The following is a 12,902-nucleotide window of genomic DNA, read 5'->3' as shown; positions in this document are numbered from 1 at the left end:
TAGTCGGAGCGGCCCATCCCCCGGGGCCGCCAGGACTGCACGGCAAGGGAGCCGCAGATGTCGATCGCTGGAGCCGCCCCGGCGGCGGGACCCAGACGCAAGGACCGGACCCACTACCTCTACATCGCCGTGATCGCCGCGGTGGTCGCGGGCGTGGGGGTCGGTCTGGCCGCCCCCGGCTTCGCCGTGGAGCTGAAGCCGGTCGGCACGGGCTTCGTCAACCTGATCAAGATGATGATCAGCCCGGTGATCTTCTGCACCATCGTCCTGGGCATCGGCTCGGTGACCAAGGCCGCGAAGGTCGGCAAGGTCGGCGGCCTCGCCCTCGGCTACTTCCTCGCCATGTCGACCGTCGCGCTGGCCATCGGCATGGTCGTCGGCAACCTCCTGGAGCCCGGCGGCGGCCTTCACCTGACCGCCGCGCTCGCCAAGTCCGGCCACGCCCAGGCGGCCGCCGGCGGCGCCCAGTCGACCACCGACTTCCTGCTCGGGATGATCCCCGAGACCCTGTTCTCCGCCCTCACCCAGGGCAAGGTCCTCCAGACCCTGCTGGTCGCCCTGCTCGCCGGCTTCGCGCTCCAGGCGATGGGCACGGCCGGAGCGCCGGTGCTGCGCGGGATCGAGCACCTGCAGCGCCTGGTCTTCCGGATCATGTCGATGATCATGTGGGTCGCGCCGATCGGCGCCTTCGGGGCGATGGCCGCCGTCGTCGGCGCCACCGGCACCGCCGCGCTGAAGAGCCTGGCCGTCATCATGATCGGCTTCTACGTCACCTGCGTGCTGTTCGTCGTCGTGGTGCTGGGCGCGCTGCTGCGCCTGGTCGCCGGGGTCAACGTGTTCGCGCTGCTGAAGTACCTCGGCCGCGAGTTCCTGCTGATCCTCTCCACCTCCTCGTCCGAGAGCGCACTGCCCCGCCTGATCGCCAAGATGGAGCACCTGGGCGTCAGCCGCCCGGTCGTCGGCATCACCGTGCCGACCGGCTACAGCTTCAACCTCGACGGCACCGCCATCTACCTGACCATGGCCTCGATCTTCATCTCCGAGGCGATGGACAAGCCGATGTCGCTCGGCGAGCAGCTCTCGCTGCTGGTCTTCATGGTCATCGCGAGCAAGGGCGCGGCCGGAGTCACCGGCGCCGGACTGGCCACCCTCGCGGGCGGGCTCCAGTCCCACAAGCCCGCGCTGGTGGACGGCGTCGGCCTGATCGTCGGCATCGACCGCTTCATGTCCGAGGCCCGCGCGCTCACCAACTTCGCGGGCAACGCCGTCGCGACCGTGCTGATCGGGCACTGGACCGGCGAGCTCGACGCCGAGCGCGCCCGGCGGGTGCTGGCCGGCGAGCTGCCGTTCGACGAGCTGACGCTGGTCGACGCCCACGGTGCGCCCGGCGGCCCCGCCACCGCGTCGGACGGCTCCACGACCGACCTCCCCGAGGCCGTCCCCGCCCAGGGCGCCCCGCAGGGAACCCCTCAGAGGACCTCCCCCGCCGGGGTCTGAGCCCGACGGCACCACCCCGCACTCCCTGGTCCGACGCCTCCCCCCAACCCCCGGAACCGGCGCCGGACCAGGGCCTTCTCTCCCGTCCGTCCGTTTTGCGTACGGACGGCGCCCCTCCGCCCGAACGGCGCTCCGGACCCGAACGGCGCTCCGGACCCGAACGGCGCTCCGGACCCGAACGGCGCCCGGCCGGCTCGTCACAACTCCTGCGAGCCGCTCACCACCCAGGCCACCCCGCCGGCCGGGTCCTCCAGCGCGACGTGCAGATGGTGCAGTCCGGCCGACGGTTCCTGCCAGGTGAAGCAGCGCATCCGGGCCACCAGCGCGTTCACCTCGCCCCGGTCGATCCCGCTCGCACCTTCCGCAGGGTCCGCACGGTCAGGGCCTCCCGGGCCTCCCGGGTCGCCCGGGAAGCCGGAGCCGACCGCCCGGGCCATCGCCGCAAGTGCCCGCCACAGCCCCAGCCGCCCGTGCGCACAGCCCCGCGACCGCCCCACGGCGGCGGCCCGCACCAGCGCCGGGTAGGCGAGCGCGAACGGCAGGTAGCCTCCGACCACCCGCCGGTCGCGGGCCAGCAGGGCGGCCGCCGCCGGGGCCTGGCCGCGGACGCAGGCCGTCGCCGCCCACGGCGCGAGCGCACCCAGCCCGGCCAGTGCCCGGGCGACCCGCGGCCCGTCCGGCCGTCCGGCCGACTGCGCCGCCGCGGGCAGCTCCACCCCGCCCAGGCCCTCCCGGCTGGCCGGCAGGGTCAGCAACGCACTGCGCGCACCCCCGCCGGGCAGGTACTCGCGCACCCGGGCCGTCTCGTCCCAGCCCGCCGCCTCCCACGGCTCCAGACGCAGTGGCACGCCCTCCGGATCGGGCTCGGACCCGTACGAGAGGTCCTCGCCGAGCAGCGCCCGGGTGTGCGCGACCAGCCGTCTTACCGGGGCCGGACCGAGCAGCGGGGCCAGCCGCAGCCAGGAGTGCCGGGTCGCCAGCACCTCCCAGAGCGGACCGGCGTCATGATCGGCCACCCCGGCGGCCGTGCCCGCGCCACCGTCCGGGTCGAACAGCCGGACGGCCAGTTCGGGCGGCGCCGCATAGGCGATCAGGTGGCCGAGCGGAGCCGTCAGCGCCGCCGCGGCCTCCTCCCCCGCCTCCGCCACGGCGGCCGCGCGGCCCTGCCGGTAGGCGGCGAGCAGCTCGGGCCAGCGGCCGTCCTCGGCCAGTGCGCGCAGGCCGCCGCCCTCGTACGTGATCACGATTCGCAGGGTACGGGTCCGGCCGGCGCCCGAGCCGACTTGCCGCCGGTTCGGTGCGTCGGGGCGACGCGGCGATCGCACACCTGCCGCCGCACCCTCAGCTCCACTCCCGCTCGTGTTCCCGGTCCCGCTCCCGCTCGTGTTCCCGGTCCCGTTCCCGCTCGTGTTCCCGGTCCCGTTCCCGCTCGCATTCCCGGTCCCGTTCCCCTTGGAGGACGGCGCGCAGCCGGCCGTGGGCGCGGCGTCGGGTGACGGCCAACGTGCTGCGGTGCAGCCCGAGGAGTTCGGCGGCCTCGTCGACGCTGTAGCCGTCGAGGTCGACCAGCACCACGGCACGGGCCTGCTTGGCCGTCAGGAAGCCGAGAAGTCGCATCACCTCCCAACGCGCCTGCAACTCCGCCATCCCGCCGGCCCGGGGGTCCGGCACCCCGCGGTCGCGCTCGCCGGTGTCGCCCGCCTCCGGCACCTCGGGCATCGACACCCGCCGGCGCTCCCGGCGCCACTGGTCGCGCAGGATGTTCACCATCGTGGTGAACGCGTAGGCGTACGGCTGTGGATGGCCGAGGAACCGCTCCGGCCGACGGGCGATCCTGAGGTACGCCTCGTGGACGACGTCCCCGGCGCCGCCCGTACCGCCGGCGAGCGAGGCCGCCGCCTGGTGGAGTCTGGGCAGCAGATCCGTGAACACCCGGTTGAATTCGGCCGATTGACCGCCGCTCCCGTTCGAACCGAAGTCCCTTTCCCGCCCGCCGCCGCCCTCGTTCCGACCGCTGCAATCCGCCATGCCGCTCTCCCCGGAAATCGGCACCCCGAGAACCCGGTCCGCCCTGGTCGTAGCAGCCATGAGCCAACCGAATTATTTGTGACACAGGTCACATCATAGTTCGTCGTCTCACTGTGCGCATTCATTCGTGTGCAAGACGTCACCAGTCGGGCGCGGAGCGGGACTTCACCTCCGCACGGACGTCCCGGCGGCCGGGACACCCCGCCCGACGAGAACCCCTCAGCAAGGAGAACCACCGTGCGAGGCTGCATCGCCAGGAAGATCGCCACGTTCGGGCTGGCCGCCACGGCCACCCTCGGAGCGCTCGGGACCACCACCCTGCCGGCCGCCGCGGCGACGACGGCCCGGACCAAGTCCGTCACCCCCGAGGCCACCACCGCCTGGAACACCATCACGTCCGAGGCCTACCACTGCGTCATCACCGGCAACTACGACTGGCGCTGGGAGGGCTACTGCAACGTCTACTCCGGACGACTGCGCACCATCACCTACTGCGCCGACGGGTCGCACTCCACCGGCCTGTGGATCGGCGCGCGGCCGGAGGCCTGGGCGGTCTGGGGCAAGTGCCCCGGGTCGACCTGGACGCGGATCGTGTTCCAGTGGCACAGCTGAGCCGTTGACAGCGACGGCCGTCGGCGGCCGACAGATGACAGCTGACAGATTTCGAAATCTGTCAGCTGTCATCTGTCATTCGCCTTCTGTCATCCGTCACTTGCTTGCCGTCCGCCCGCCGACCTCCGCCTCCCTCGCACCTCAGCCCACCGGCGATGCGTCCGCGAGCAGGCGGGCGGCGTGCACCCGGCCCGCGTGCTCGACCAGGTTGATCAGCACCTCCTTGCCCGAGGCGCGGCGGCGCGCGTCGCACAACAGCACAGGCGTACCGGCATCCAGGTCCAACGCGCGGGCGACGTCCTCCAGGCCGAACTCCCGTGTCCCGGCGAAACGATTCACCGCGACCACGAACGGGATGCCCCGATGCTCGAAGAAGTCGACGGCCGGGAAGCAGTCGGTCAGCCGGCGGGTGTCGGCGAGCACCACCGCACCGAGCGCCCCCTGGGCCAGCTCGTCCCAGAGGAACCAGAACCGGTCCTGCCCGGGGGTGCCGAACAGGTACACCGCCAGTCCCTCGCGGATGGTGATCCGGCCGAAGTCCATCGCCACCGTGGTGGTCGTCTTCCGCTCCACACCGTCCAGGTCGTCCACCTCACGCCCGGCCTCGGTCAGCCGCTCCTCGGTGCGCAGCGGCCGGATCTCGCTGACCGCACCGACCAGCGTCGTCTTGCCGACTCCGAAGCCGCCCGCCACCAGGATCTTGAGCGCGAGCACCGTACCGTCGGGATCCTCCGCGTCGAACGGATCCGACCCGCCGTACGGATCGGAGGGGCCGAGGGGATCGGACGGTCCGGACGGAACGCGCGGGTCGGACGGACTGCGCGGTGCGGACGGGTGGTCAGAGTGCGCGGAGTCCACGGATGACCTCCTGGAGGATGCGCTCGTCGGGGAGCAGGGCGGGCGGGACGGGACGGCGGACCCGGATGAGCCCGGCCGTCAGCAGGTCGCCGAGCAGAACCCGCACGACGCCCACCGGCAGGTCGAGGTCGGCGGCCAGCTCGGCCACGGACAGCGGGGTGCCCCGGCACAGTGCGAGGATGTGCGCCTGTTCCGGGCCGACCGGCTCGGCCACGCCGGGCAGGAGCGTCGGGTCGGGCGGCTCGGCGACCACCACGGCGATCAGGTCGAACTGCTGCTCCCCGCCCCCGGTGCGCCCCCTGGTCATCGCGTACGGGCGGACCAGCGGCCCCGCGTCGTCGTCGTACCAGCGGGCCCGGTGGGCGGCGGCGAGCGGGTTGCGGGGCTGTCCGTCGGGGTCGGCCCTCGGATGCTCCCGATGTCGCCCCCGGTACGGGCGGGGCACCGGACTCACCGGCCGCCCACCGCCCGCGGCGGTGCGCTCAGGTGCTCACCGACCCGGCGGACCAGCCTGGCCATCTCGTAGGCGATCAGGCCGAGATCGGCCCTGGCGGTGGCGAACACGGCGAGACAGGTGCCCTCCCCGGCCGCCGCGACCAACAGGTAGCCGCCCTCCAACTCGACCATCGTCTGGCGGACTTCGCCCGCCCCGAAGTGCCGGCCGGCTCCCTTGGCCAGGCTGTGGAAGCCGGAGGCGACGGCCGCCAGGTGCTCTCCGTCCTCACGCGCCAGCCCGGCCGAAGTGCCCATGGCCAGGCCGTCGGAGGAGAGCATCACGGCGAAGCGGAGCTCGGGGGCGCGCTGGACCAGCTCGTCGAGGAGCCAGTTCAGCTCCCCCGCGCGGTGGGTGGTGGCGATCACGGACGCTCTCCTTCGGATCGGGACGGGGGTTGGGGGTGGTGCGCCCGCGGCGGCTGCGGAGGGCCGGCGGGTTGCCCGCCCCTGCCGCCCTCCGGCCGCAGCCCGCGCGCCCAGCCGTTCTGGAACGCGGACATCGCCGCCCGCGCCTCCTCGGGGCTGCGACCCGCGGCGCCGAAGCCGTCGCCGGAGCCGGGCCCTGCGGAGGCGAAGGCGGAGGAGGCGGCAGCCGTACGTCGGTGGTGCGCGGCCGGACGGGCCGGGGCCTCGCGCAGCTGCGGTGCGAGGCTCGCCTGACGGGTCCGGCGCGGCAACTCCTCCGGGCCCTGGCCGAGTTGCTGGCCTTCCGGTCGGACACCGTCCGGTCGGGAGCCGTCCGCGGCCGGTCCGGGTACCGGCGCCGATCGGGGCACCGTGCGATGCGGCTGCGCGCCGTGCGGCCGCGGCGGCCCGGACTGCGGACGGGCGGCCGCACCCGCGCCCCCGTCCGCAGCCGGGCCGGCCCCCCGGGCACCGGAGGCCCGGAAGGGGGTGCGGCGCACCGGCCCGGGGTCGCTGCCCCGGACGCCGAACGGCAGCAGCGCCCCACCCTCCGGCGGCGGCCCACCCACCGCCGGAAGTCCATCACTTGCCCCGCCCTGCGGGTGTTCCCGGTGTCCCTGGTGCCCCAGCTGGTCCGGGTGCCCCAGGTGGCCCGGGTCGCCGGTCGGGACACCCCTTGAGCCGTCGTTCAGGCCACTGCCCGGCGCACGCGCCGGCTCCTGCGTCTGCGCGTGACCGTGCACCGGAGTGAACTCCCGCTCCGGGGTACCGTGCTGAGCCGACCGCTCGACCTGCACCGGTTGCGCCGGCACCGGTTGCGCCGGCACCGCTTCGACCTCCGCCCCGCGCCCCGCCCCGACCACTGCGGCGTCCGACGCGACCGCGTCCACCCCCACATCCGCGCCCACCGCCCGCTCGTCGGCCAGCAGCGTGGTCGGCAGCAGGACCACCGCCGTGGTGCCGCCGTACGCGGAGGTGACCAGTGAGACCCTGACGTCCTGCCGTCGGGCGAGCCGACTGACCACGAACAGGCCGAGCCGGTCGCTGTCGAAGAGGTCGGTCTGTTCGGCGGCGGCGATCCGGCGATTGGCCGTGGCCAACACCTCCGAGCCCATGCCGAGGCCACGGTCCTCGATCTCCAGCGCGAAGCCGTTGCCGACCCGTTCTCCCCGGATGTGCACCCGGGTGTGCGGCGGCGAGAAACCGGTGGCGTTCTCGACCAGTTCGGCCACCAGGTGGGTGAGGTCGGCGACGGCGTGGCCGACCACCTCGGCGCGCGGCAGCGGGTGGACCTCGACCCGGGCGTACTCCTCGACCTCCGAGACGGCCGCGCGCACCACGTCCACCAGCGGGACGGGCCGGCGCCAGCCCCGGCCGGGGGCGGCCCCGGAGAGGATGATCAGGCCCTCGGCGTGGCGGCGCATCCGGGTGGTGAGGTGGTCCAGCCGGAACAGGTCGGCGAGTTCGGACGGGTCCTCGGTGCGGCGCTCCATCGCGTCGAGCAGGGTGAGTTGGCGGTGCACCAGGACCTGGCTGCGGCGCGCGAGGTTGACGAACACCCCGGAGACCCCGGAGAGCACCTCGGCCCGCTCGACCGCCGCCGTGACCGCCGCCCGCTGGACGGTGCCCAGTGCCCGGTGCACCTGGCCGATCTCGTCGCCCCGCCCGACCGGCCGGGGCGCCTCGGTCTCGATCTCCACCTCCTCCCCTGCACGCAACTTCCGCATGGTCTCGGGGAGTTTGCGTCCGGCCAGCTCAAGTGCCGAGTTGCGCAGGCCGATCAGCTCGGTGACCAGCCCGCGGCCGATCTGCACCGAGATCACCAGCGAGGCCACCACGCCGACCAGACCGAGCAGCACGGCCATCCCGGCCGGTGTGAACAGGCCAAGGGCGTAAGGGTCCTGGCGCTCGGCGGCGAGCCGTCCGGCCTGGTCCTCGACGCCCCGCAGGGCCCCGGCCACGTTGCCCGCGACCATCGCCCAGCGGTCGGCCGGCACCGCCGCGACCGCGGCCCGACCGTCGGCGGCCGTCCGCACCTTGTCCTCGTACCCGGCCAGCTCGCGGTGGTCCTGTCCGCCGGTGGCGGCGAGCAGTGCCGCCCGGTCGACGGAGCGCAGGTCCGCGGTGGCGCCCCGCTCGAACTCGCGCCGGGCGAAGGCCGCGCCGGCGAACTCCCGCAGCTGGTCGTCGCCGAGCCCGCCCGACAGCTGGGCGGCGCGCAGCAACGCGTCCTCGCGGGAGAGCAGCTCGCGGGACCGGCCCAGCTCCAGCAGCACCCGCGCGTCGGCGGCTGCCTGGTGCTCCTGGAACGGTGCGACGGCACCGGCGGCGGCCAGTGCCCGGTCCACCGCCCCGCCGTACGCGGCGTACGCCTCGGGCCAGCCGACGCTCCTGGCCAGGACCCGGTCGCGCAGTACGGGCAGGGCGGCGAGCGAACTGCCGAGCGCGTCCAGCCGGGCGGCCGCGTCACCGCCCAGGCCCTGGGCGTCGGCACGGTTGTAGCCCCGGTCGGGGCGGCGGGGGTCCGGGAACAGCGGGGTGAACGCCCGGTCGGTGGCCGCCGCGGACTCGCGCAGGGCGCTCTCCCGGGCGGCGGTGGGCGCGGTCGTCGGGGACGCCAGCAGTTGTCCGACGGCGGTGCGTTCGGCCTGCAGCCCGGCGACCGTCTCCGCGACGGGGGTGAGCAGCGTGCGCTGGGCGTCGCGCTGGCGCATCAGGCCCCAGACGCCCTGGGCGGTGGTGACGGTGGCGAACCCCCACAGGGCGATGACGGAGACGACCGGGACCATCAGCAGGGCGATGATCCGGGCGCGGACGGTCCGGGGGCGCAGCCCGCGCAGCCACGGGCCGGGGCGCGGCGGACGGGCGGGCGGCCCGGCATGGGCACCCCGACGGGTACCGGAGGCGGTACCGCGGTCTTCTCGCATGGGTGAGGAGCCTTTCGGGCGGGGAGGTCGGAGGGCGGGCGGAGGCCGAGTGGTCGGGGGAGGCCGAACGGTCGGAGGAGGGACGGGCGGTGGCAGGGAGCGGCGGTTCAGGCCACGTGGTCGTGCCGCCCGGCGTCGTACCGCCCGGCCCCGGCCGGGGTGAGCTCGTGCCGCCCGGCCCCGGCCGGGGTGGGCTCGTGCCGCGCGCGCTCGGGGTGCGGGGGCGCGTCGGGGACCTCCTCGACGGCCGGTTCGCCCGCCTCCCGGTAGCCGGCGCGCTCCTGGGCGGTCGGGGAGAGCGCGACGAAGGCGGAGGCGAGGAAGAGGAACGAGCCGAGGCCCACGGCGAGCGGGAACACGAACTCCATCGGGCTGGCCCCGCCGAGACCGGTCCGGACCGGCGACAGCCGGACGTGGACGGCGGCCATACCGGTGTAGTGCATGCAGCTGACGGCGAGGCCCATGCCCATCGCGGCGGCCGCGGCCGCGTACACGTTGCGGATGGTGACGGCGGCCCAGAGCGCGGCGGTGGCGGCGCCGACCGCGATCAGCACGGACAGCGCGACCGTCCCGGCGTCGTAGTGCAGGCTCCCGTGCATCCGCAGCGCGGCCATGCCCAGGTAGTGCATCGCGGCGACGCCGAGACCGGTGGTGACGCCGCCGGACAGCAGGGAGAGGCCGCGGTGTCGGCCGTAACAGACCACGGTCAGTCCGAGGCCGGTGACCAGCACCGCGACCACGAGGCTGAGGACGGTCAGCGGCACGTTGTAGCGCAGCTCGGTGCCGTCGACGGTGAAGCCGAACATGGCGACGAAGTGCATGGTCCAGATGCCGGAGCCGATCGCGGCGGCGGCCGTGATCAGCCAGTTCCGCCGGGTCGTGCCGCTCGCGGCCAGCCCTCGCAGCGTGCAGCGCAGCCCGAGGGCCGCGCCGGCGCAGGCCATCAGGTACGAGAGGGCGGGGGTCAGCCAGCCGAGGCTGAGATGGTTGAGGGTGCCCATGGGACCTCCGGTCGACCGGTCGGGCCCGGGGGCGGTACGCGGTGCGCCCGGGCTCCCCGGGCCGGGCGGACTGCACACGAATGGCATATGCCAACCGCATGTGCGCTTCCGGCCTGGGGTGCGTGGGACGCTACCGAGGCACCGGAATCAGCCAGAGAAAGATCTGAAAAGCTGCCCGCAAGGCGCGGCTGGTGTGCTGGGATGGCCCGGTCGTGTATCCAGCGGGCGGCGCACAGACGACAGCGGACAGACGACAGAGTTTGAAATCTGTCATCTGTCCGCTGAAATCCGTCGCCCGTCGGCTGTCACCCGCCACCTGTCGCAGGCAGTCGTCGGCCGTCCGTCGTCAGCCGTCAGCCGTCAATCGCCCCCGGTCAGCGGCTCGCCGTCACCCTGATCCGCATCGGGCTCGCCGCCCGCAGCGTGATCCCCAAGGCGAGCGCCACCCGCCGGTCCACCGCCTCCACCTCGAAGTCCCGCAGCAGCACCCCCAGCGCCAGCACCGCCTCCAGCATCGAGAAGTGCTGCCCGATGCAGGCCCGCGGTCCGCCCCCGAACGGGAACCAGGCGTAGCGGTGCCGGGCCCGTTCCGCCTCCGGCAGGAAGCGGTCAGGGTCGAAGCGCTCCGGGTCCACCCAGTGGTCCGGGTGCCGGTGGGTGACCAGCGGCGCGACGACGACCTGCGCCCCGGCCGGGATCACGTACCCGTCGATGACGGTCTCCTCGACCGCCCGCCGCCCGCCGAGGGCCGCCGACGGGTAGAGCCGCATCGCCTCCTTCAGCACCCGGGTGATGTAGGGCAACGCCTCCAGATCCGCCGCCGTCGGCGCCCGCCCCGCCAGGACGGTCCGCGCCTCCTCCCGGGCGAGCCGCCGGTGCTCGGGGTGGAGCGCCAGCAGGTGCAGCGCGAAGGCCAGCGCGGTGGCCGTGGTCTCGTGCCCGGCGAGCAGGAACACCAGCACCTGGTCGCGGAGTTCGGCCGGGTCCAACCGCTCGCCGTCGTCGTCGCGGGCCCGCGTGAGCAGGGAGAGCAGGTCGTCCGCATCCTCGTCGTCGCCGCGCGCGGCGCGTTCGGCGACGATCCGGTCGCAGACCCCGTACAGCGCCCGCTGCGCCTCGGCGCCGCGCCGATTGGCCGGGGTCGGCCAGGTGCGCGGGAGGCGGACGGGAGCGTAGCCGCGCTCCTTCACGTACTCGCCGAGCACCGGGAAGCTGCGGTGCACCACCGCGATCGCCTGATCCACGTCGGCGCCGAAGAGGATCCGCGCGACCGCCCGCAGCGCGAACCGGGACGTCTCCTCGGCCGCGTCCACCACCCCGCCGGGCACCGCCCGCCAGCGCTCGCCGAGCGACTGCGCCTCCTGCGCGAGCGCGTCCGCGTAGCCGTCCACCCGGCGGCGGGTGAACAGCGGCTGCACCATCCGGCGCTGGCGCTGGTAGTCGGCGTCCTGGCTGGTCAGCAGCCCGTTGCCGACGCTCGTCCGCAGCTCGTCGTAGAAGGAGTTCTCCTTGCGGAAGTTGGCCGCCTCGCCGGCCAGCACCTGACGGACCCCGTCCGGCGAGAACACCCCGTAGAAGTCGGCCCGCAGCCCGGGCGGCCCGGCCTGGAAGCGCACCACGTCGCCGTGGTCGCGGCGGGCCGCGAGGTAGCTGCGCAGCGGCCGTCGGGTGAGGTCGAACAATGATCCGACCAGGGGGTTCCCGGCGGGGACGGGTATCGCCGAGGTGGGGGCGGGCCGCAGCCCGGGGCCGCGAACGGGGATGACTTCGGTGGTCATCGGCACTCCTTCTGCACGGGGATGCGCCCGCCGCCTCTACCGGCGAGCGGTCTGCACCGAACGGAGCCGCGCCCGGACCCACCGACGGGCCGACCTGCCCGGCCGGATCCGGACCCGTCTCACTCGTATTCGGTGCCCCCCTTGCGGGTCAGGTAAGCGTCGCTGACCACCTTGGCGATCGCCCGCCCGCCGAGCACCGGGCTCCAACGCTCGGTGACGGGCCGCACCACCACGCCTTCGCGCAGGTGCAGTTCACGCCCGGAGACGCTCTCCTTGCCCCGGGCGAACCCCAGCACGGTCTCCGGGTCGAACGGACCGCGCCACAGCTCGGGCACCAACGGCAGCTCCCCGTCCAGCAGTTCGGCCGCCGACAGCCAGTTCAGCTGCCCGTTCACCAGGGCCGACACGTCGAAAGCCGCATAGCCGGGCCGCTCGGTGCGCGCTGAGGAACCGTAGCTCAGGTCCTGCACGCCCTCGCCGAAGACCTCGCCGAAGATGCCGACCCGCTCGGCCCCGAGGCGCTCCGCCAGCCGCGCGGCCACCGCCGGTATGTCGTACCCGCGAACTGCCCGCCAGTAGAGGTTGCGCTCGTCCTCGGCCAGCGCCAGCCCCTGCGCGCCGATGCCCTTGGACGACACCCGCACCTCACCGGTGGCGACGACGTACGTGACCAGGCAGCAGCTGCCGTGCAGCTTCTCGGTCAGCACCACGGGCTCGCCCGACTCGAAGGCGTCGGGGTAGCGCTTGAGGTTCTCGATGTCCACCCAGGGCAGCAGGTCCGGCGCGCTGACCACGTCGCCGCTCATCGACATCGGCACCGGCGGCTGCCACTTGACGACCCCGAGCGGCTCGGCGAAGTCCTCGCCGCACTCGGCCGCGGCGGCCAGGTCGGTACCGGCGAGCGCGGCGGGCCGGCAGACGATGCCCTGCGACAGCTCACCGCGCAGCCGTACCGCCTTGACCCGGTTGGCACGGGAGCCGGCCAGCTTGCCGGTCAGTCCGAGCTCCTCGATCAACTCCTCGGGCAGGACGGCCTGTTCGGGGATGTAGACGGCGTGGTCCCCGGTCCGGTACACGCCCTTGGCGACCACCGCCCGGTAGAGGCCGACCTGGGCGAGTTCCAGGGCATCGGCGTTCGGGTGCTCCAGGATGGTCAGCTTCTCCGCGGTGACGCGCAGCGTGGACATGGACGGACCCCTCCCCTTGTTTCGGCCGCGGCGGTGCATCGATCCACCCGGCCGCACGTACGGACGGCGACCACTCTGACCGTCCGGCCGCCCCCGGCGCGACGGAATTTCCAC

Annotated in this window: 11 protein-coding genes; 2 read left to right on the top strand and 9 right to left on the bottom strand. The window is 74.2% G+C overall.

Going from position 1 to position 12,902, the window contains the following annotated elements:
* The first annotated feature begins 57 nt into the window (after nucleotides 1-57).
* Nucleotides 58-1,497, top strand: a complete 1,440-nt coding sequence (locus ABZ449_RS01155; RefSeq protein WP_360338043.1) for a cation:dicarboxylase symporter family transporter — start codon at nucleotides 58-60, stop codon at nucleotides 1,495-1,497.
* A 197-nt stretch (nucleotides 1,498-1,694) separates the two neighbouring features.
* On the opposite strand, the gene ABZ449_RS01150 is transcribed toward ABZ449_RS01155, so the two are convergent.
* Together ABZ449_RS01150 and ABZ449_RS01145 are read right to left on the bottom strand one after the other, a co-directional pair.
* Nucleotides 1,695-2,741 (bottom strand): hypothetical protein, encoded by a 1,047-nt coding sequence (locus tag ABZ449_RS01150; protein ID WP_360338040.1) that lies wholly within the window; start codon nucleotides 2,739-2,741, stop codon nucleotides 1,695-1,697.
* A gap of 97 nt (nucleotides 2,742-2,838) precedes the next feature.
* Entirely contained in the window at nucleotides 2,839-3,429 is a 591-nt protein-coding gene (locus ABZ449_RS01145; protein WP_360338037.1) for an RNA polymerase sigma factor, read from the bottom strand.
* 333 nt (nucleotides 3,430-3,762) lie between these two features.
* On the opposite strand from ABZ449_RS01145, the gene ABZ449_RS01140 reads away from it, so the two are divergent.
* Entirely contained in the window at nucleotides 3,763-4,137 is a 375-nt protein-coding gene (locus tag ABZ449_RS01140; protein WP_360338034.1) for a hypothetical protein, read from the top strand.
* A 141-nt stretch (nucleotides 4,138-4,278) separates the two neighbouring features.
* On the opposite strand, the gene ABZ449_RS01135 is transcribed toward ABZ449_RS01140, so the two are convergent.
* From ABZ449_RS01135 to ABZ449_RS01105, 7 genes are all read right to left on the bottom strand, one after another.
* Entirely contained in the window at nucleotides 4,279-4,851 is a 573-nt protein-coding gene (locus tag ABZ449_RS01135; protein WP_360338770.1) for an ATP/GTP-binding protein, read from the bottom strand.
* Nucleotides 4,852-4,975: 124 nt separating this feature from the next.
* Nucleotides 4,976-5,302 (bottom strand): DUF742 domain-containing protein, encoded by a 327-nt coding sequence (locus ABZ449_RS01130; RefSeq protein WP_360338767.1) that lies wholly within the window; start codon nucleotides 5,300-5,302, stop codon nucleotides 4,976-4,978.
* 143 nt (nucleotides 5,303-5,445) lie between these two features.
* Complete coding sequence (locus ABZ449_RS01125) at nucleotides 5,446-5,856, bottom strand: roadblock/LC7 domain-containing protein (RefSeq protein WP_360338031.1); 411 nt, start codon at nucleotides 5,854-5,856, stop codon at nucleotides 5,446-5,448.
* Nucleotides 5,853-8,822, bottom strand: coding sequence for a nitrate- and nitrite sensing domain-containing protein (locus ABZ449_RS01120; RefSeq protein ID WP_360338028.1), 2,970 nt, complete (start codon nucleotides 8,820-8,822; stop codon nucleotides 5,853-5,855). Before ABZ449_RS01120 ends, ABZ449_RS01125 begins: the two co-directional genes overlap by 4 nt.
* A 107-nt stretch (nucleotides 8,823-8,929) precedes the next feature.
* The gene (locus ABZ449_RS01115) at nucleotides 8,930-9,823 is read right to left on the bottom strand and encodes an MHYT domain-containing protein (protein WP_360338025.1); all 894 of its coding nucleotides are present in this window, start codon (nucleotides 9,821-9,823) and stop codon (nucleotides 8,930-8,932) included.
* Between the two features lie 374 nt (nucleotides 9,824-10,197).
* Nucleotides 10,198-11,601, bottom strand: a complete 1,404-nt coding sequence (locus ABZ449_RS01110) for a cytochrome P450 (RefSeq protein WP_360338022.1) — start codon at nucleotides 11,599-11,601, stop codon at nucleotides 10,198-10,200.
* Nucleotides 11,602-11,720: 119 nt separating this feature from the next.
* Complete coding sequence (locus ABZ449_RS01105; RefSeq protein WP_360338019.1) at nucleotides 11,721-12,788, bottom strand: RNA ligase (ATP); 1,068 nt, start codon at nucleotides 12,786-12,788, stop codon at nucleotides 11,721-11,723.
* Between the last annotated feature and the right edge of the window lie 114 nt (nucleotides 12,789-12,902).

The sequence above is a fragment of the Kitasatospora sp. NPDC005856 genome, assembly GCF_040629945.1.
Lineage (GTDB): Bacteria > Actinomycetota > Actinomycetes > Streptomycetales > Streptomycetaceae > Kitasatospora.
This window is presented reverse-complemented; position numbering and strand designations above follow the sequence as displayed.